This is a genomic window from Micromonospora sp. NPDC048930, assembly GCF_043197935.1.
In the GTDB taxonomy this organism is placed as follows: domain Bacteria; phylum Actinomycetota; class Actinomycetes; order Mycobacteriales; family Micromonosporaceae; genus Micromonospora.
The window spans coordinates 1-18,781 of record NZ_JBICUB010000030.1; the positions used below are offsets into that span (position 1 = coordinate 1).

Here is an 18,781-nt window from a genome sequence, read left to right on the forward strand (position 1 = left end):
GGCCCGACCGGTCCTGCCCGGTCGACCGGGGCGAGCCGGCGGCACGGGTCGGGGAGGCGCCGGACGGCACCACTCGCCCGGTCTCCGTGCCCCCCGCCCGGCCCGCCCCCACACCGCCCGCTCCGCCGGCCTCCGCCGCGTCGGCCGCGCCCGTCCGCCCCGCCGACGTGCCGGTCTCCGGCGCGCCCGCACCCACCGGGACGGCCCACGGGCCGGTCTCGGCACCGCCGGCCGCACCCCGGTTCGCACCGCCCGCCGGCCCGGTGTCCAGCCAGGCGGCCGGGCCGTTGCCGGCCCCGCCGGCGTACCCCGGTGCCCGGACGGGCGAGCCGGACCGGGCCGGGGTTGCGCCGACGTCCGCCGAGACCCTCCGGCAGCCGGCCCCGGCGACGCCCGTCGAGGCCCCGCCGGCAACCGCCTCCCGCCCGGCCCCATCCGCGCCGGACGAGGCCGTCACCACGAGCTCGGCACCGTCCAGGGCCGAGGGCGGTACGGCGCAGCCGGAGCGCGCGGCGGACCGGGGAACCGCCGCCACCGGCGACGGGACGGCCGACGGGGCAACCGCCTGGTTCCGGTCGAGCGGCCCCGAGTCTGGCCCGGCCCCCGCCGCGGAGACCGCCCCCAGCCGTCCGCACCAGCCGGCGACCGAACCGCCGGCCGACCACGTCGGCCCGGGGGCCGGCGTTCCGGTCAGCGCGCCACCGGCCGCCCCCGTTTCGGCCCCGCCGAGGTCCGCGCCGCCGGCCGTACCGGTGTCGGCCCCGCCCGCCTGGTCGCCCGACCGGCCCGGCGCCGACACCCCGGCGGAGCCGGCGAGCGGCACGGCGTCGCCCGCCGGAGCGGCGGAGGCGTCCGTCCCCGCCTCGATCGAGCCGGACGCGGAAACCCGTACGGCCGACAGCGTGCCCGTCTCCGGACCGCCCGCACCCACGGCCGGCGCGGCGCCCGTACCGCCGACGGAGCGTCCCGACACGGCCGAGCCACGGTCGGACCAGCCGGTGCCGGCACCACCGGCCACGTCGACGGCACCGGACGGTGCGTCGGACACGACGGACGAGGACGCGCCACCGCCGGCCGACGACACACCGGCCGGGCAGCCTGGCGCGGCGGCCGAGGCCGCGCCGGAGGAACAGCCGGCGGCGGAGGACGAGCAACCGGAGGTACGCCCGGCCGACCCGGAACAGGCGCTGGCCGCGTTCCGCTGGCGCCTGCACCCGGAGACCCTGCGCGAGGAGGCTCCCGATCCGGCGGCGCTGCGCGAGGTACGGGACGGGCTCACCACCAAGCTGGGCAGCGCGCTGGACAACCGCAGCCGCGCCCGGCTGCTGAGCCTGCGATCGGTGGCGTCCCGGATCCTCGGCGACCTGGACGACGCCCTCGCCGATGCCCGCCTCGCCCTCACCTACGCGGACGCCACCGGCGAGCTGCGGCGTACGGCGCTGGCCCGGGCCCGGCTCGCCGAGGTGCTGCGCTGGCGGGGCGAGTACGCGGAGGCCGACCGGCTCTTCGCCGAGGCGAACTCGCCGGAACTGCCCGACCGGCTGCGCGCGGCGTTGCACGAGCACGCCGGCCGGTGCTGCTACGACCAGGGCCGGTTGACCGAGGCGTGCCTGCACTTCGAGCGGGCGATGGACCTGCGCCAGGGCGAGGACGCGGAGCTGAGCGCCCGTACCGCCGTGGCGCTGGACGCGGTCGCCGAGCGGGCCGCGGCGGGTGGCTTCGGGCCGAAGCCGCGCAGCCGGGAGGCGGTGCTGAGCCGCGAGCGGTACCCGGTGCCCACCTTCGACGAGGAGCTTCAGCTCTGGGGGTACGCGGACGCCGACGGCAACCTGGTGGTCGAGCACCGGTACGCCGAGGTGCAGCCGTTCGGCGAGGGGATGGCCTGGGTCCGCCGCCCCGAGGCGTCCCGCTGGGCGCTGATCGACACGACCGGCGTGGCGCTGATCGAGGCGAACAACGGCTACCGGGCGGTGGGCTCGTTCTCCGAGGGCCTGGCCTGGGTGTCGATGGACGGCAAGGGCAGGTGGATGGCGGTCGACCCGACCAACATCGTGAAGATCCCGCCGGGCTTCGAGGACGTGCGCCCGTTCCGGGGCGGCCTGGCGGCGGTCCGGCAGAACGGCGGCTGGGGCGCGGTCGACCGCACCGGCCAGGTCGTCGTGCCGACCCGCTACCACAGCCTCAGCACCACCCTGGCCGACGGCCGGCAGGTGGACGGCTTCACCGAGGAGGGCCTGGCCGGGGTGGAGCTGGCCGGTCGCCGGGGCGTGGTGGACCGGACCGGCCGGGTGCTGGTCGCGCCGGTGTACCCGGTGCTGGTGGTGCACCCGGTCGCCTTCCTGGTCCGCGACGAGTCCGGCCGGTGGGGCGCGCGGGACCGGCGCGGCCAGCCGCTGATCGACCCGGTGCACCCGAGCCGCGCCGCGGTGGTCGCCGAGATCGACCAGCTGCTCGCCGACACCAGCCCGGTGCTCTGACCCACAGCCCCGCCGCGCCGCCGCCGGGCACCCCGGGCAGCGGGATTAGGGTCGAGGCATGGAATTCCGACACCTAGGCCGCTCGGGCCTGATGGTCAGCGAGATCTCGTACGGCAACTGGATCACCCACGGTTCACAGGTCGAGGAGGAGGCGGCGACCGCGTGCGTGCGGGCCGCCCTGGACACCGGCATCACCACCTTCGACACCGCCGACGTGTACGCCGGCACGAAGGCCGAGGAGGTGCTCGGTCGCGCGCTGAAGGGTGAGCGGCGCGAGGGGCTGGAGATCTTCACCAAGGTCTACTGGCCGACCGGCCCCGGCCGGAACGACCGGGGCCTGTCCCGCAAGCACATCATGGAGTCGATCAACGGCTCGCTGCGCCGGCTGCAGACCGACTACGTGGACCTCTACCAGGCCCACCGGTACGACTACAGCACCCCGCTGGAGGAGACGATGGAGGCGTTCGCCGACGTCGTGCACTCCGGTAAGGCGCACTACATCGGGGTCTCGGAGTGGAAGGCGTCGCAGCTCCGGGAGGCCCACGCCCTCGCCCGCGAGCTGCGCGTCCCGCTGGTGTCCAACCAGCCGCAGTACTCGATGCTGTGGCGAGTCATCGAGGCCGAGGTGATCCCGGCCAGCGAGGAGCTGGGCGTCGGCCAGATCGTCTGGTCGCCGATGGCCCAGGGCGTGCTCTCCGGCAAGTACCGGCCGGGTCAGCCGCCGCCGGCCGGCTCCCGGGCCACCGACGAGAAGTCCGGTGCCGGGTTCATCGCGAAGTGGCTGACCGACGAGGTGCTCACCCGGGTGCAGCAGCTCAAGCCGCTGGCCGAGCAGGCCGGGCTGACCATGGCCCAGCTCGCCATCGCCTGGGTGCTGCAGAACCCGAACGTCTCGTCGGCGATCGTCGGGGCGTCCCGGCCGGAGCAGGTGCACGACAACGTGAAGGCGGCCGGCGTGAAGCTCGACGCCGACCTGCTCAAGGCGATCGACGAGATCGTGGAGCCGGTCACCGAGCGGGACCCGGCGAAGACCGAGTCCCCCGCCCGGCGGCCGTGACCGCGTCCCGGTCCGGCCGGCGGGTCCCCGCCGGCCGGACCGGGCGGTTCAGCCCTCCCAGAACCGGATCAGGTGCAGCCCGGCGCTGTACAGCTCCGGGGGCAGGCCGAGCAGGTGGGAGACGGTGAAGATCGCGCCGAAGAACGCGCCACCGATCCGCGGGTTCCACAACAGCGCGAAGAGCAGGATGAACCCCCACGGGGCGAACAGGTCGTACATCCGGCGGTACGGCGGGCTGAGCCACGGCTGGATCATGTTGCCGCCGTCCAGGCCGGGCACCGGCAGCAGGTTGAGCACGCTGGCGGTGAGCTGGAGGAACGCCAGCAGGGCCAGGCCGGCCCAGAACTCCAGCGGACCGCCGGCGCCGAGCCCGATCCGCAACGCCACCACCAGCACCAGGGTGAACAGCACGTTGGTGGCCGGGCCGGCCAGGCTGACCAGGGTGTGCCGCAGCCGGCCGGGGATGGCGTGCCGGTCCACCCAGACCGCGCCGCCGGGCAGGCCGATGCCGCCGAGCAGCACCACCACGACCGGCAGCACGATGGACAGCAGCGGGTTCGTGTACTTGAACGGGTTGAGCGTGAGGTAGCCACGGTGGGCGATGTCCCGGTCGCCGGCCCGGTAGGCGACCACCGCGTGGGCGTACTCGTGCAGGCAGAGCGAGACCAGCCAGCCCGAGACGACGAAGAGGAAGACGTCGAACCGGACGTTGCCGAACCCCAGCCAGGTCATCGCCCCGCTGGCCACGAAGAGCGCGACCAGGGCGAGGAAGACCGGGCTGGGGCGGAACGCCGCCCGGGGCACCCCGAGCACCAGCGGGTCGCCCGGGCGGTCGTACGCCATCATTCCGCCGTCGGCAGCAGGCTCATCCGGTACTCCACCCGGTCGTCCTCGACGAGCGCGACCGAGGTGACGCCGGACGCCGCGAGCTCCCGCCAGGTCTGGCCGATCCACGACTCGGCGTCCGCCTGGCTGCCGAACGACTCGGCCGGCCCGTCGACCGACTCGCCGTTCGTGCCCTCGTACCGCCAGCTCCACGCCATGCCGCGTCTCCCCTCGCCGCCGTCGTCCCCCCAGGGACGCCAAACCTCCGCAAGCGTAGTCGGCCGGACGCGGAACGGCCGCGCCCGGCACATGGATCATGCGCGCTCACCGGCAGCCGGTACGGTGACGCGGTGCTGACTCAAGGAGTGGTGCTCAGCGACCGGTACCGGCTGAGCGAACGCATCGCGACCGGCGGCATGGGCGCCGTCTGGAAGTGCACCGACACCCTGCTGGGCCGCGAGGTCGCGGTGAAGGTGCTGCTGCCGTCGCTGGTCGCCGACCCGGAGTTCACCACCCGCTTCCACGCCGAGGCCCGGATGCTGGCCGCGCTGCGGCACCCCGGCATCGTGCAGGTGCACGACTTCGGCTCCGCCACGCTGGCCGACGGCAGCCAGGCCAGCTACCTGGTGATGGAGTACGTCGACGGCGACCCGCTGGTGACCTGGATCCGCCGGGCCGGCCGACTCGACCCGGCGTCGACCATGTCGGTGGTGGCGCAGGCCGCGCACGCGCTGCACGCCGCCCACCTCGCCGGGATCGTGCACCGGGACGTGAAGCCGGGGAACCTGCTGGTGAAGCGGGACGGGACGGTGGTGCTGGTCGACTTCGGCATCGCCCGGGCCAGCACCATGGCCGGGATCACCGCCGCGCACATGGTGCTCGGCACCGCCTCGTTCATGTCGCCGGAGCAGGCCGCCGGCCAGCCCGTCTCGGCCGCCACCGACGTCTACGCGCTCGGCGTGGTCGCCTACTTCTGCCTCGCCGGCCGGCCGCCCTTCGAGGGCGACAATCCGCTCCAGGTGGCCATGCGGCATGTCCAGGACGAGCCGGCGCCGCTCCCGCCGGACACGCCCCCGGCGGTGGTCGAGGTGGTCCGCCAGGCGCTGGCGAAGAGCCCCCGCGACCGCCACCCGAGCGCGCTCGCCCTGGCCGAGGCGGCCCAGGACGCCCGGGACTCCACGCTGGCCCGGCTCCCCGTCCCGCCCCGACCGCCGTGGGCGGTGGCCGGCCCGGCCGTCCCCGGGCCCGCCGTGCTGCCCACCCCGGGCGCGCCGGCACCGCTCACCCCGGCCTCCCTCGGCGGTACGCCGGCCGGCGGCCAGCCGCCCGCCGGGTCCCCGCCCGCCGCACCCGGGGTCGCCCCGGACGCGGGCCGGTCGGACCCGGCCGGTGTCGGCCCGGCGGGCGGCGGCGACGCCGCACCCGGCCCCGGCCCGGCCGTCGGCGGCCGTCCCGCCGAGGGCTTCGGCCCGACGACCGGCGACCACACTCCACCGGGCGTCGGTCCGGCCACCGGCGCTCCCCACGGCCACCACCCGGCCGCAGGCGCTCCCCACGGCGTCAACCCGGCCGGGGCCACGCCGGAGGGCTTCGGCCCGGCCGGGGGCGCTCCGCACGGCCTCGGCCCGGCGGTGGGCGGGGCCGCTCCGCCCGGCCTCGGCGCGGCGGCCGCCACCCCGCAGGGCTTCGCGCCGGGCCGGGCCGCCCCGCCCGGCACGGGCGGCGGGTTCGGTGGCCCGGCCTGGCCGCACCCCGGCGGTCAGCCCGGTCCGGCCTGGTCGGTGGGCCCCGCCGGCCCGCGTCCGGCCGGGTACGGCTCGGAGCAGGAGCGGCACGCCGGGTCCGGGGTACCGCCGACGCTGGAGGAGCCGGGCGGTGGCCGGAAGGGACGTGGCCGGGTGGTCGCCCTGGCCGGGGCGGCCGGGGTGATCCTGGTCGCGGTGCTGACGGCGGTGACCGTGGCGGTGCTGCGATCCCAGGACGAGCCCGACCCCGGGCGGCGCACGGCGGCGCTGACCGGGGAGTCGGCGGTCGCCGACCCGGCCATCACCGACCTGCCGGCGACCGCCGCGACGCCCGGGGCCACGCCCAGCCGGACCGGCAAGCCCGGCCGGTCGCCGTCGGCCACGCCGAGCCGCTCCGCGGCGGCCACCCCGTCGAGCGGCGCGCTGCCGACCCCCGACGACACCGGGTCGCCCGCGCCGGCGACCAGTTCGGCCGCAGCGCCGAAGCCCAACCCGTACACGGCCACGCAGGTGTGCGGCAGCGGCTACCAGGTGATCGACTCGGCCACGCTGACCGCGAACGGGGTCCGTAAGGGCCGGGTCTACCTGCTCTACAACACGTCCAACGGGTACAACTGCGTGGTCACCCTCAAGGACGTCAACGTCGGCGTGGCCACCAGCACGTCGGCGTACCTGGAGGTGCAGGGGAAGACCCGGCAGACCGAGAGCGGGTCGTACAAGTACTACGCCGGACCGGTCCGGGCCGGCGCCCCCGGGGTGTGCGTGAAGTGGGGCGGGTCGACCGGCGGGGCCAGCTACAACAGCCCCTGGGAACACTGCGACTGAGCCGACCCGTCCACCCGCCGGCTGGCGACCGGGCCGGCGGGCGGCGACCGGCCGGGCGGCCTTAAGGTACGGGCATGTCCGTTGACGGGTGGAACACGCTCCTGGTGCTCGGCGGTATCCGGTCCGGCAAGTCCGAGTTCGCGGAATCGCTGGTCGCCGACGCCCCCACGGTCCGGTACGTAGCCACCGCTCCCGAGGGGGACCCGGAGGACACCGAGTGGGCGACCCGACTGGCGGCGCACCGGGCCCGCCGGCCGGGGAGCTGGACCACCGAGGAGACCGCGGCGGATCCGCGCCGGCTGGCCGACGTGATCGCCGGGGCCGAGCCGAACGAGACGCTGCTCGTCGACGACCTGGGCGGCTGGGTGACCGTGCTGCTCGACCCGGCCCACCAGCCCGCCGACGACACGGCCACCATCACCGAGCTGGCCGACGCGGTGCGGGCGAGCGCCGCCCGGCTGGTGCTGGTCGCCCCCGAGGTGGGGCTCTCCCTGGTGCCGACCACCCCGCTGGGCCGGGCCTTCACCGACGCGCTGGGCGCGACCAACCGGGCGGTCGCCGACGCCTGCGACGCGGTCGTCCTCGTGGTGGCCGGCCAGCCCGCGTGGCTGAAGCCGGCCGGCGCGCCACCGCACCGCGCGCTGCCCACGCAGGCCGGTCCCGGACAGGCGGGCGCCCCGGCCGTCGCGGCGGAGACCGTGAACGGGACCGTGCCGGAGGCGACCCTGCCCGAGGTGCTGACCCCGGCCGTGCCGCCCGTGCCGGCGCCCACCCCGGCGGCGGGCGCCGACTGGGCCGCCCCCACCATGGCGCTGCCGATGATCGCCACCGGCCTGGTCATCCAGCCCGGCATGGAACTGCCCATGCCCGACGACTACGCCGGCCCGCAGGCGGTCGACCGGCTCGCCACCCTGGACATCCCCGGCGCCGGCCTCGGCGTGCTGGAACGCGTGGTCGGCTTCGCCGCCGCCACCCAGGGCACCTCGACCCCGGCCCCGTGGGGCTCGGTGCGGGTGCTGCTGCTGCACGGCGACCACGCCGGTGGCGCGTCGGCCGGCGCGGTGCCCGGCGAGTCCGCCCGCCGGGCCCGGCAGGCGCGGGCCGGCAAGGGGGCCCTCGCGCGGCTGGCCGCCGAGAGCGGCGCCAGCCTCCAGGTGGTCGAGGCGCCCGCCTCCTCGGCCATCGAGGACGGGCCGGCGCTCACCGCCGACCAGGTCGAGTCGGCCCTGCGGTACGGCTGGCGGCTGGCCGAGCAGGCCGCCGACGCGGGCGTACAGCTGCTGGTGCTGGCGGCGTGCGGCGCCGGCACCGAGGCGGCCGCCGCGGCGGTGCTGGCCGCCACGGCCGGCGCGGAGCCCCCGGCGGTGCTGGGCCGGGTGCTCAGCGAGCACGGCCAGTACGACGACGCGGCCTGGATGGTCCGCTGCGCCGCGGTCCGGGACGCGCTGCACCGCACCCGGCGCTCGCCCCGGGACGCCCGCGACATCCTGGCGGAGCTGGGTGGCGGCGACGTGGCGGTAGCCACCGGGGTGCTGCTCGGCGCGACCGCCCGGCGGATCCCGGTGCTGCTGGACGGCCCGGTCGGCGTCGCCGCCGGGATGGTCAGCCGCGACCTCGCCGGGCAGGCCCGGCACTGGTGCCTGCTGCCGGACCACGGCGGGCAGCCGGCGGTCCGGCTCGCCGCCGACGTGCTCGGCCTGACCCCGCTGGTGGACCTGCGGCTCGACCTGGGCGAGGGGGCGACCGCGCTGGCCACCCTGCCGCTGCTGCGCTCGATGCTGGCGCTCGCCGCCGGCCTGCCGGTGCACCCGTCGCTGGGCGGGGAGGACGACGAGGAGTTCGTCGAGCCCGAGCCGGCCGGGCCCGGGCCGACCACCACCGAGCCGGAGCCGGAGCCGGAGTTCGCCGAGCCGGAGCCGGCCGGCCCGGGGCCCACCACGGTCGGCCCGGACGAGCCGGTCTCCCCCGGCCGACGTGCCGACTGACGGGCGCCTCGCCGCCGGCCTCCGGCTGGCGGTCACCACCTTCACCACGCTGCCGGTGCCCCGACAACTCCAGCTCGGCGCGTCTGTCGCCGCGCCGCGACCTGGAGCCGTCGCCGGCCGGATCGACCGGGACGTGGCGGGCGTCGCGATGGCCCTCGGCCCGGCGGTCGGGGCGCTGCTCGGCGCGCTGCTCGGGGCGGCCCTGCTGCTCACCGCGGCGGTCGCTCCCCCGCTGGTCGCGGCCGGGGTGACCGTCGGGCTGGGCGCGCTGCTCACCCGAGGGCTGCACCTGGACGGGCTGGCCGACACCGTGGACGCGCTGGGGTCGTACCGGCGCGGGGCGGCGGCCCTGGAGATCATGAAGAAGCCGGACGTCGGGCCGTTCGGCGTGGTGGCGCTGGTGGTCGTACTCCTGCTCCAGGCCGCGGTGCTCGCGGAGCTGGCCGGACGCTCCGGGCCGGCGGCCCTCGCGGCGGTGGTCGCCGCGACCGCGGCCGGCCGGCTGGGCGTCGGCCTGGCCTGCCGACGCGGGGTGCCGGCGGCCCGGCCGGAGGGGCTGGGCGCGCTGGTGGCCGGCACGGTGGGTCCGGTCGCCCTGATCGCCGGTACGGCCGCCGTCGCGCTGCTGGCCGTGCCCGCGGTGCCGGGCCGCCCGTGGCAGGGACCGCTCGCCGTCGTCGCCGCGCTCGCCGTCGCGGTGGGACTCCTGCGGCACGTGGTACGCCGGCTCGGCGGGATCACCGGGGACGTGCTCGGGGCCACCGTGGAGATCGTCACCACGCTGTCCTACCTGGGACTGGTGCTGTCCGCCTGAGCGTCACCCGTCCCGGCGGGTAGCGTTCTTGGACGACAGCACCGGCGGTGTCGAGGGGGACGGCATGCTCATCACGGACGACTTCCTGCCCGTACCGGTCCCGGAGTCGCTGGACGCGACCTACCTGGTGCCCATCGCCGGGCTGCCGAAGGTCAGCCCGAAGACCGCCGTGGAGCGCCTCGCCGGACGGCTCGCCGAGCCGGTGCACGGGCTGGCGAAGCAGATGCTGGACAGCCCGCTGATGACCGTGGACACCCGGCCGATCAGCGAGTTCCCCGAGCTGCCGCCGGACCTGCTCACCGCGTTCGGGGCCACCGCGGAGCAGCTGGCCCGGCTGGCCGCCGCCACCCACCTGGTGGTGGTGCAGGCCGAGTACCGGCCGGGCTGGCCGCCGGCGCACGAGTGGGCCGCCCGGGCGGTGGCCGCGGCGGTCGCCGAGACGGTCGACGGGGACGTGGTCGACGTCTTCGGCCTCCAGTTCCTCGACCCGGCGGCGGCGCTGCGCTCGCTCCCCGACGCGGAGGGCCGGATCCGGCTGGTCGACTGGGTGCTGGTGCCGTACTCGTCGGACGCCGACGGGCTCTGGTTCACCACCAAGGGGCTGCGCCGGTTCGGGCTGCTGGAACTGCAGACCCAGGGGGTGCCGGACCACCTCACCCGGGCCTGGGGCGCGGTGATGACCGGTGCCGCCCGGCGGCTGCTGCGGGAGTGGACCGAGGGGCTGGCCGGCGAGGAGGTGCCGGCGTTCGTGCAGCTGCCGATGCTGGCCACGGTGACCGGGCACGACATCGCGGTGGCGTACGGGAACCCGGAGCAGCACGGCGCGACGGCGCCGGTGCTGCTGGCGCTGGAGCTGGACCCGGCGACCGATCCGGACGCCGACTCGTTCCTCACCCTCCGCCCGCCGCCCGGGCACCCGGGGCCGCCCGGCCGCTACTTCGCCGCCGCCTGCGCCACCCTGTTCAACGGCATCCAGCCGGACGTCCGGTACGCCCGCCCGGGCGACGCGATGAGCCGCGCGATCGCCACCGCCCGGGCCGGGCTCGGGGACATCCGGGCCCGCTTCCTGGCCGGTCAGCTCCCCGCCGAGACCCAGCTCGTGGTCAAGTACGGGCTGCCCGGCGATGACGGTCCCGAGTTCGTCTGGGCCGGGGTGACCTCGTGGGAGAGCCCGGAACGGATCGTCGGCGCCAGCGCCAGCGACGCCAACAGCGACCCCACCGTCCGCATCGGCGCCCCGGTGGTGGTGGAGGCGTCCGACGTCGTCGACTGGGCTGTCCTGGACACCACCGGCGTGATCGAGGGCGGCTGGACCCAGGCCGTCCTGGACGCCGGCGAACCCCCCACCGCCGACTGAGCGGCCCTCAGGGCTCGATCGGAGTGCCGGTCCGGGCGGCCCGGGCCAGACCCCAGGCGTGCAGCGCCTCCAGCACCGGCACGAGGCTGCGCCCCTCCTCGGTGAGGTGGTACTCGACGTGTGGGGCCTTCGGGGTGCCGAGGTCGTGCCGGGCGACCAGCCCCTCCGCCGCCAGCTCGCGCAGCCGCTGGATGAGCATCTTCTCGCTGACGTCCGGCATCCGGCGGCGCAGCTCGCCGTAGCGGTGCACGCCCTCCTTGAGGTGGGCGAGGATCACCGGCCGCCACCGGCCGCCGACCACGTCGACGGCCACCTCCACCGCGCAGCGGTAGCGTCTGGACACGCGATCCCCCTCCTTACCGGGAAGTGCGTACTTGTCCGCGCACCGGTCCCGGTGTGGGCTGGTGGGCATGATCATCGAGTACATCAGGTACCGGGTCCCGGCCGAGCGGCAGGCGGAGTTCGTCCCGGCGTACGCGCGGGCGGCGACGGCGCTGGACGCCGCGCCCGAGTGCCTCGGCTACGAGCTGAGCCGCTGCGTCGAGGATCCGGCCGCGTACGTCCTACGCATCCGCTGGACGTCGGCGGAGGACCATCTCCAGGGCTTCCGCACCGGCCCCCACTTCCCCGCCTTCTTCCGCGAGATCCGCCCCTACCTCCACGACATCGAGGAGATGCGCCACTACACCCCCACCGAGGTGACCTCCACCCCCTGACCGGTCGTGTCGATCAAGGAGTTTGCGTCGGGATCGCCGGAGACGCGAACTCCTTGATCAACGACGGCTCAGCGGACGGAGGGCTGGACGAACGGGGGGCGAGCCAGGCGCATCTGGGCGCGACGGCCGCGGATGTCGACCTCGAGGACCTCGCCGTCGGGGAGCTTGGGGTCGGTGTCGATCAGGGCGAGGGCGATGCCCTGCTTCTTCGTCGGGCTGAAGGTGCCGCTGGTGATCGTGCCGACCTGCCGGTCGCCGGCGTACACGGCCATGCCGGGGCGCGGGATCGCCCGGTCCACCGCTTCGAGGCCGCGCAGCGTACGCCGGGGGCCGGCGGCCTTCTCGGCGAGCAGCGCGTCCCGGCCCCAGAAGGCCGGCTTGTCCCAGCCCACCGCCCAGCCGGAGCGGGCCTGCACCGGGGTGATCTCCAGCGAGAGGTCCTGCCCGTGCAGCGGGTAGCCCATCTCGGTGCGCAGGGTGTCCCGCGCGGCCAGCCCGCAGGCCCGCAGCTCGTACGCCTCGCCGGCGGCGAAGAGCGCGTCCCACACCGCGAGCGCGTGCGCGGCCGGGACGACCAGCTCGTACCCCAGCTCGCCGGTGTAGCCGGTGCGGCACACGGTCAGCTCCACCCCGTCGAGGATGGCGGTCGAGAAGCTCATGTAGTCGTGCCCGGTGGGCAGGCCCAGCGCGCCGAGCAGCTCCGCCGAGCGCGGGCCCTGCACGGCGAGGACCGCGTACGCCTCGTGCTCGTCGGTGACGACCACCCCGGCCGGCGCGGCGGCGCGCAGGCGGCGGACCACCTCGGCGGTGTTCGCCGCGTTGGGGATGAGGAAGACGTGGTCGTCGGCGTGCAGGTAGGCGATGATGTCGTCCACCACGCCGCCGGTGGCGTCGTCGCAGCAGAGCGTGTACTGCGCCTTGCCGGGCCCGATCCGGCCGAGGTCGTTGCTGAGGCAGGCGTTGACGAAGTCCCGGGCGCCCGGACCGGTGATCCGGGCCTTGCCCAGGTGCGAGACGTCGAAGACGCCCACCCCGGTACGCACCGCCGTGTGCTCCTTGAGCACGCCGCCGCCGGCGTACTCCAGCGGCATCTCCCAACCCCCGAACGGGGCGAACTTGGCGCCGAGCGCGGCGTGCCGCTCGTGCAGGGGGGAACGACGCAGCCGGGTCGCGGCGGCGTCGGAGGTCACCTCGGTCATGGGTGGCAACTTACCGCCACCTGAACAGGTGGTTAGCATCGGCGGGACCCCGTCGGAGCGCATCGGCGGGACAGCAACGCGTCCGGCGGGTAGGTTGCCGCCGGAGACCTTCATCGCCGGTACGCGTCGCCGCGGCCGGCCCGGCCCGCCCGGAGTAGCTTTCGTGACATCGCCCCGCACCACCCTCAGCCTGGTCGACACCGACCCCGCCGAACTCGCCGTCGACGCGATCGTGATCGGCGTGCACAGCCAGACCGCCGAGCAGGAGTCCGGCTCACCCGCCGCCATCCTGCTGCTGGCCAGCGGCGCCGAGAGCATCGCCGCCGCGTTCGACGGCAAGCTGACCGAGACGCTGGCCCTGCTCGGCGCGACCGGCGGCGCCGGCGAGGTGATCAAGCTCGCCACGCTGGGCACGGTCACCGCGCCCGTGGTCGCCGCGGTCGGCCTCGGTCCCGAGCCCACCGGCGCCGCCCCGGCCCCGGAGACCCTGCGCCGGGCCGCCGGCGCGGCGGTCCGCTCGCTGGCCGGCGCGCCGCGGGTCGCCCTCGCCCTGCCGCTGCCGGACGACGCCGACGCCCCGGCCGCGCTGCGCGCGGTCGCCGAGGGCGCGCTGCTCGGCGGCTACCGGTTCGCCGGCTACAAGACCAAGCCGCAGCCGACCCGGCGGGAGCCGGTGGCCGAGGTGCTGGTCGCCGTCCCGGACGCCGCGGACGCCACCGCCCGGGCGGAGGTGGCCCGCGCCCAGGCGGTGGCCGGTGCCGTGCTGACCAGCCGGGACTGGGTGAACACCGCCCCGAACGAGCTGCGCCCGCCGGCGTTCGCCGAGGCCGTGGCCGCGGCGGCCCGGGAGGCCGGGCTCGGCGTCGAGGTGCTGGACGAGGCGGCGCTGCGCGCCGGCGGGTACGGCGGCATCCTCGCCGTCGGCCAGGGCTCCGAGGCCCCGCCGCGCCTGGTCAAGCTCACCTACACCCCGGAGGGCGGCGGCAGCGGCAAGCGGGTCGCGCTGGTCGGCAAGGGCATCACCTTCGACACCGGCGGCATCTCGATCAAGCCGGCCCAGGGCATGTGGGAGATGAAGTCCGACATGGCCGGCGCGGCGGCGGTCGGCGCGGCCATGCTGGCCGTCGCGGCGCTCAAGCCCGGCGTCGCGGTCACCGGGTACCTGCCGATGGCGGAGAACATGCCGTCGGGCACCAGCTACCGGCCGGGCGACGTGATCAGCATGTACAACGGCAAGAAGGTGGAGGTGCTCAACACCGACGCCGAGGGCCGGATGATCCTGGCCGACGCCATCGCCCGGGCCTGCGAGGACGGCGCGGACTACCTGTTCGAGACGTCGACGCTGACCGGCGGCCAGGTGATCGCGCTGGGCAAGCGGATCGCCGGCGTGATGGGCACCCCGGAGCTGTGCGAGCGGGTGAAGGCCGCCGGTGAGGCGACCGGCGAGCCGGCCTGGCCGATGCCGCTGCCGGACGACGTGCGCAAGGGCATGGACTCGGAGGTCGCGGACATCTCGCAGGTCAACGCCGTGATGGACCGGGCCGGCCACATGCTCCAGGGCGGCGTCTTCCTGCGCGAGTTCGTCACCGAGGACGTGGCCTGGGCGCACATCGACATCGCCGGCCCCGGCTACCACTCGGGCGAGCCGACCGGCTACTGGACCAAGGGCGGCACCGGCGTCCCGGTCCGTACCCTGCTCCACCTGGTCGAGGACGTCGCCGCCAACGGCTGACACGCCGCGTCCCACCGGGGCGCACCCCACGCCCCAAGATCCGCACTGATTCACCGAAAGAGTGGCCATTCCGCGCGGGATGGCCACTCTTTCCGTGCAAGAGGCCCCTCGGGGACGGCGGGGCGGGGCGTCAGAAGAGTTCGGGGCGGCGCTTGCGGCGTTCGTTGTAGTCGCGCATCCGCTGCGGGTAGCCCATCAGGCGGACGTCGTAGATGGGGATGGCCAGCTTGTGGGCCCAGCGGCGGGCCTCGTCCGGGCTGCCGATCCGGCGCCGGGTCCACTCGCCGTCGTCGGCGATCAGCATGACCGTGGTCTCGGTGACCGTGGTCCGGGGCTCCAGGTACGCCTCGACCCCGCGCCGGGTGCGGACGAAGTTCTCAAGGTGGCCCAGATCGGCGCGGTCGGCCGCCCGGTCGCGGCTCACCGCGCCGGCCCGCTTGCGTCGTCGGAACAGCCCCACCGGACCTACTCCTCCCCCGTGCGTCATCGAAGACGATGCCAAGGGTACGTGCCGGCGACGTGTCGTTGGGCACCTCACTACGCGCCCGGTCCGCAGTGGTGACAAGATGACCGAGGTGGGGTGTGCCTGTTACTCCGCCGTAACCCCCGATGCAGTGACGCGACCTGGGAGTTGGATGTGAGCCAGCCGAACGACTCGACCTTCGACATCGTCATCCTCGGAGGTGGTAGCGGCGGCTACGCGGCGGCGCTGCGTGCCGCCCAGCTGAACCTCTCCGTCGCGCTCGTCGAGAAGGGCAAGCTCGGGGGCACCTGCCTGCACAACGGCTGCATCCCGACCAAGGCCCTGCTGCACGCCGCCGAGATCGCCGACCAGACCCGTGAGTCGGAGCAGTTCGGCGTCAAGGCCGAGCTGGTCGGCATCGACATGGCCGCCGTCAACTCGTACAAGGACGGCGTGGTCTCCCGGCTCTACAAGGGCCTCCAGGGCCTGGTCGGCAGCGCCAAGAACATCACCTTCGTGGCGGGCGCCGGCAAGCTGGTCGCGCCGAACACCGTCGAGGTGGACGGCAAGCGCTACACCGGCCGCAACATCATCCTGGCCTCCGGCTCGTACGCGAAGAGCCTGCCCGGCCTGGAGATCGACGGCGAGCGGATCATCACCAGCGACCACGCCCTGGTCCTGGACCGGGTCCCGTCCTCGGCGATCGTGCTCGGCGGCGGCGTGATCGGCGTCGAGTTCGCCAGCGTCTGGAAGTCCTTCGGGGTGGACGTGACCATCGTCGAGGCGCTGCCCCGCCTGGTCGCCGCCGAGGACGAGGAGTCGTCGAAGGCGCTGGAGCGGGCCTTCCGCAAGCGGAAGATCAACTTCAAGGTCGGCAAGCCGTTCGAGAAGGTCGAGAAGACCGAGAACGGCGTCAAGCTGACCATCCAGGGTGGCGACACCGTCGAGGCCGAGCTGCTGCTGGTCGCCGTCGGTCGCGGCCCGAACACCGCCAACCTCGGCTACGAGGAGCAGGGCGTCAAGATGGACCGCGGCTACGTGCTGACCGACGAGCGGCTGCGCACCAGCGTGCCGAACGTCTACGCGGTCGGCGACATCGTGCCCGGCCTGCAGCTCGCCCACCGCGGCTTCCAGCAGGGCATCTTCGTCGCCGAGGAGATCGCGGGCCAGAACCCGGCCGTGATCGACGAGGCCGGCATCCCGCGGGTCACCTACTGCGACCCGGAGCTGGCGTCCGTCGGCCTGACCGAGGCGAAGGCCAAGGAGCAGTACGGCGCCGACAAGATCAAGACCTACAACTACAACCTGGGTGGCAACGGCAAGAGCCAGATCCTCAAGACCGCCGGCCACGTGAAGCTGGTCCGGGTCGAGGACGGCCCGGTGGTCGGCGTGCACATGGTCGGCGCCCGGGTCGGCGAGCTGATCGGCGAGGCGCAGCTCATCTACAACTGGGAGGCGTACCCGGCCGAGGTGGCGCAGCTCGTGCACGCCCACCCGACGCAGAACGAGGCCCTGGGCGAGGCGCACCTGGCCCTCGCCGGCAAGCCGCTGCACGCGCACGCCTGACACGACAACCGCGGCGTCCGGCGACGGGCGATGATCCCACCAGGGGAATGAAGGAGTCTGGAGAACATGCCGGTATCGGTCACCATGCCCCGGCTCGGCGAGAGCGTCACCGAGGGCACCGTCACGCGCTGGCTCAAGCAGGAGGGCGACACCGTCGAGGTCGACGAGCCGCTGCTCGAGGTGTCCACCGACAAGGTGGACACCGAGATCCCGTCGCCCGCGGCGGGCGTGCTGAGCCGGATCGTGGTCGGCGAGGACGAGACCGCCGAGGTCGGCAGCGAGCTGGCGATCATCGCCGGTGAGGGCGAGGCGGCCCCGGCGGCCGCCCCGCCGCAGCAGGAGGCGCCGGCGGAGCAGCCGCTGGCGGCCGCCCCCGAGCCCCAGCCCGAGGCCGCGCAGCCGGCCCCCGCGCAGCCGGCCCCGGCGCCGTCGGGCCAGGGCACCGAGGTCAAGATGCCGGCCCTGGGCGAGAGCGTGACCGAGGGTACGGTCACCCGCTGGCTCAAGCAGGTCGGCGAGACCGTCGAGGTGGACGAGCCGCTGCTGGAGGTCTCGACCGACAAGGTCGACACCGAGATCCCGTCGCCGGTCGCCGGCACGCTGCTGGAGATCAGGGTGGCCGAGGACGAGACCGCCGAGGTCGGCGGCGTCCTGGCGGTCGTCGGCGCCGCCGGCGCGGCGCCGGCCCAGCCGAAGCCGGAGCCCAAGCCCGAGCCGAAGGCCGAGGCGAAGCCCGCCCCGGCCCCGGCCCCGGAGCCCAAGGTCGAGGAGCCGACCCCGGGCATCTCGTACAACGAGCCGGCCGCGGAGGCGGAGCAGGCCGCCCAGCCGGTCAAGGTCGAGCAGGCCGCCCAGCCGGCCGCGCCGACCCCCACCCCGCAGCGTCCGACCGTCCCGGCCCAGGCCGGCGGCGAGGAGGCCGCCGGGTACGTGACCCCGCTGGTGCGCAAGCTGGCCGCCGAGCACGGGGTGAACCTCGCCTCGGTCAACGGCACCGGCGTCGGCGGGCGGATCCGCAAGCAGGACGTGCTGGAGGCGGCGGAGAAGGCGAAGGCCGCCCAGGCCGCGCCGGCCGCCCAGCCAGCCCCCGCCGCTGCGGCGGCGGCCCCGGCCAAGCCGGCCGCGAAGCCGCAGCCGAGCGCGAAGCGCGGCACCACGGAGAAGCTGCCGCGGATCCGCGCGGCCATCGCCAAGCGGATGCAGCAGTCGCTGCACGAGATGGCGCAGCTGACCACCGTGATCGAGGTGGACGTCACCAAGATCGCCAAGCTGCGGGCCCAGGCCAAGGACTCCTTCCAGCAGCGGCACGGCGTGAAGCTGTCGTTCCTGCCGTTCTTCGCCCTCGCCGCCGTCGAGGCGCTGCAGACGTACCCGATCGTCAACGCCCAGATGGACCTGGAGGGCGGGACGATCACCTACCCGGACGCGGAGCACCTCGGCATCGCCGTGGACACCGAGCGGGGCCTGCTGGTGCCGGTCATCCACAACGCCGGCGACCTCAACCTGGGCGGCATCGCCAAGCGGGTCGCCGACCTGGCCGAGCGCACCCGGACCAACAAGATCAGCCCGGACGAGATCGCCGGTGCGACGTTCACGCTGACCAACACCGGCAGCCGGGGCGCCCTCTTCGACACCCCGATCGTGCCGTCGCCGCAGTCGGCGATGCTCGGCACGGGTGCCGTGGTGAAGCGTCCGGTCGTGGTCAACGACCCGGAGCTGGGCGAGGTCGTCGCGGTCCGCTCGATGGTCTACCTGGCCCTGTCGTACGACCACCGGCTGATCGACGGCGCGGACGCGGCCCGCTTCCTCGTCGCGGTCAAGGAGCGGCTGGAGGCCGGCAACTTCGAGGCCGAGCTGGGGCTCTGACCCGCTGACACACGCAGGGGCGGGCGGCCTGCCCCGCCCCCCCCCCCGGGGGGGGGGGGGGCGCCCCCCCCGGGGGGCGGGGGGGCCACCCCCAGCCCCGCCGGGGCCGCCGGGGGGGGGGGGGTCGGGGGGTGGGCCGGGGGGGGGGGGGGCG

The 18,781-nt window shown here is 75.5% G+C and carries 15 protein-coding genes and 1 pseudogene; 10 read left to right on the top strand and 6 right to left on the bottom strand.

What is annotated here, in order from left to right:
- Nucleotides 1–973 (bottom strand): annotated as a pseudogene (locus ACGFI9_RS36485) (hypothetical protein); the annotation flags it as partial.
- 25 nt (nt 974–998) lie between these two features.
- Between ACGFI9_RS36485 and ACGFI9_RS36490 the strand changes: the two are divergent.
- Together ACGFI9_RS36490 and ACGFI9_RS36495 are read left to right on the top strand one after the other, a co-directional pair.
- Nucleotides 999–2,477 (top strand): WG repeat-containing protein, encoded by a 1,479-nt coding sequence (locus ACGFI9_RS36490; protein ID WP_393185533.1) that lies wholly within the window; start codon nt 999–1,001, stop codon nt 2,475–2,477.
- Between the two features lie 58 nt (nt 2,478–2,535).
- Nucleotides 2,536–3,534 carry an aldo/keto reductase family protein gene (locus tag ACGFI9_RS36495; RefSeq protein WP_393185535.1) on the top strand — a complete coding sequence of 333 codons (999 nt, stop codon included), beginning with the start codon at nt 2,536–2,538 and terminating at the stop codon, nt 3,532–3,534.
- 48 nt (nt 3,535–3,582) lie between these two features.
- On the opposite strand, the gene ACGFI9_RS36500 is transcribed toward ACGFI9_RS36495, so the two are convergent.
- The gene (locus tag ACGFI9_RS36500) at nt 3,583–4,377 is read right to left on the bottom strand and encodes a site-2 protease family protein (protein ID WP_393185537.1); all 795 of its coding nucleotides are present in this window, start codon (nt 4,375–4,377) and stop codon (nt 3,583–3,585) included.
- Entirely contained in the window at nt 4,377–4,577 is a 201-nt protein-coding gene (locus ACGFI9_RS36505) for a hypothetical protein (protein WP_393185539.1), read from the bottom strand. The genes ACGFI9_RS36500 and ACGFI9_RS36505 overlap by 1 nt, the downstream gene beginning before the upstream one ends.
- Nucleotides 4,578–4,709: 132 nt before the next feature.
- Here ACGFI9_RS36505 and ACGFI9_RS36510 point away from each other — a divergent pair, with 132 nt between their 5' ends.
- The 4 genes from ACGFI9_RS36510 (at nt 4,710) to ACGFI9_RS36525 (ending at nt 11,085) form a co-directional block, all read left to right on the top strand.
- A complete protein-coding gene (locus ACGFI9_RS36510; protein ID WP_393185541.1) occupies nt 4,710–6,929 on the top strand; it encodes a protein kinase in 2,220 nt (739 codons plus the stop codon).
- A 74-nt stretch (nt 6,930–7,003) separates the two neighbouring features.
- Nucleotides 7,004–8,914 (top strand): bifunctional adenosylcobinamide kinase/adenosylcobinamide-phosphate guanylyltransferase, encoded by a 1,911-nt coding sequence (locus ACGFI9_RS36515; protein WP_393185543.1) that lies wholly within the window; start codon nt 7,004–7,006, stop codon nt 8,912–8,914.
- Nucleotides 8,904–9,728 (top strand): adenosylcobinamide-GDP ribazoletransferase, encoded by an 825-nt coding sequence (locus tag ACGFI9_RS36520; protein ID WP_393185545.1) that lies wholly within the window; start codon nt 8,904–8,906, stop codon nt 9,726–9,728. Before ACGFI9_RS36515 ends, ACGFI9_RS36520 begins: the two co-directional genes overlap by 11 nt.
- 64 nt (nt 9,729–9,792) lie before the next feature.
- Entirely contained in the window at nt 9,793–11,085 is a 1,293-nt protein-coding gene (locus ACGFI9_RS36525) for a DUF2314 domain-containing protein (RefSeq protein WP_393185609.1), read from the top strand.
- A 7-nt stretch (nt 11,086–11,092) separates the two neighbouring features.
- On the opposite strand, the gene ACGFI9_RS36530 is transcribed toward ACGFI9_RS36525, so the two are convergent.
- Nucleotides 11,093–11,428 (bottom strand): winged helix-turn-helix transcriptional regulator, encoded by a 336-nt coding sequence (locus ACGFI9_RS36530; protein ID WP_393185547.1) that lies wholly within the window; start codon nt 11,426–11,428, stop codon nt 11,093–11,095.
- A gap of 67 nt (nt 11,429–11,495) precedes the next feature.
- Between ACGFI9_RS36530 and ACGFI9_RS36535 the strand changes: the two genes are divergently transcribed.
- Nucleotides 11,496–11,801, top strand: a complete 306-nt coding sequence (locus ACGFI9_RS36535) for a putative quinol monooxygenase (RefSeq protein WP_393185549.1) — start codon at nt 11,496–11,498, stop codon at nt 11,799–11,801.
- Between the two features lie 68 nt (nt 11,802–11,869).
- Here the strand turns inward: ACGFI9_RS36535 and gcvT are convergent, their stop codons facing one another.
- Entirely contained in the window at nt 11,870–13,000 is a 1,131-nt protein-coding gene (gene gcvT / locus ACGFI9_RS36540) for a glycine cleavage system aminomethyltransferase GcvT (protein WP_393185551.1), read from the bottom strand.
- Nucleotides 13,001–13,163: 163 nt separating this feature from the next.
- Here gcvT and ACGFI9_RS36545 point away from each other — a divergent pair, with 163 nt between their 5' ends.
- Nucleotides 13,164–14,732: a leucyl aminopeptidase gene (locus tag ACGFI9_RS36545; protein WP_393185553.1), complete on the top strand. Its 1,569-nt coding sequence runs from the start codon at nt 13,164–13,166 to the stop codon at nt 14,730–14,732.
- 130 nt (nt 14,733–14,862) lie between these two features.
- Here ACGFI9_RS36545 and ACGFI9_RS36550 read toward each other — a convergent pair whose 3' ends face one another.
- Nucleotides 14,863–15,192, bottom strand: coding sequence for a hypothetical protein (locus ACGFI9_RS36550; RefSeq protein WP_393185555.1), 330 nt, complete (start codon nt 15,190–15,192; stop codon nt 14,863–14,865).
- A 177-nt stretch (nt 15,193–15,369) separates the two neighbouring features.
- Between ACGFI9_RS36550 and lpdA the strand changes: the two genes are divergently transcribed.
- Complete coding sequence (lpdA, locus tag ACGFI9_RS36555) at nt 15,370–16,761, top strand: dihydrolipoyl dehydrogenase (RefSeq protein ID WP_393185557.1); 1,392 nt, start codon at nt 15,370–15,372, stop codon at nt 16,759–16,761.
- A gap of 66 nt (nt 16,762–16,827) precedes the next feature.
- Nucleotides 16,828–18,627, top strand: a complete 1,800-nt coding sequence (gene sucB / locus ACGFI9_RS36560; RefSeq protein ID WP_393185559.1) for a 2-oxoglutarate dehydrogenase, E2 component, dihydrolipoamide succinyltransferase — start codon at nt 16,828–16,830, stop codon at nt 18,625–18,627.
- The last annotated feature ends 154 nt before the right edge of the window (nt 18,628–18,781 follow it).

Bases quoted from the DNA above. Each gene is read 5' to 3' on its own strand.
- ACGFI9_RS36495 (WP_393185535.1), top strand. From the start codon at position 2,536: ATGGAATTCCGACACCTAGGCCGCTCGGGCCTGATGGTCAGCGAGATC.
- ACGFI9_RS36500 (WP_393185537.1), bottom strand. From the start codon at position 4,377: ATGGCGTACGACCGCCCGGGCGACCCGCTGGTGCTCGGGGTGCCCCGG.
- ACGFI9_RS36505 (WP_393185539.1), bottom strand. From the start codon at position 4,577: ATGGCGTGGAGCTGGCGGTACGAGGGCACGAACGGCGAGTCGGTCGAC.
- ACGFI9_RS36515 (WP_393185543.1), top strand. From the start codon at position 7,004: ATGTCCGTTGACGGGTGGAACACGCTCCTGGTGCTCGGCGGTATCCGG.
- ACGFI9_RS36525 (WP_393185609.1), top strand. From the start codon at position 9,793: ATGCTCATCACGGACGACTTCCTGCCCGTACCGGTCCCGGAGTCGCTG.
- ACGFI9_RS36535 (WP_393185549.1), top strand. From the start codon at position 11,496: ATGATCATCGAGTACATCAGGTACCGGGTCCCGGCCGAGCGGCAGGCG.
- gcvT (WP_393185551.1), bottom strand. From the start codon at position 13,000: ATGACCGAGGTGACCTCCGACGCCGCCGCGACCCGGCTGCGTCGTTCC.
- sucB (WP_393185559.1), top strand. From the start codon at position 16,828: ATGCCGGTATCGGTCACCATGCCCCGGCTCGGCGAGAGCGTCACCGAG.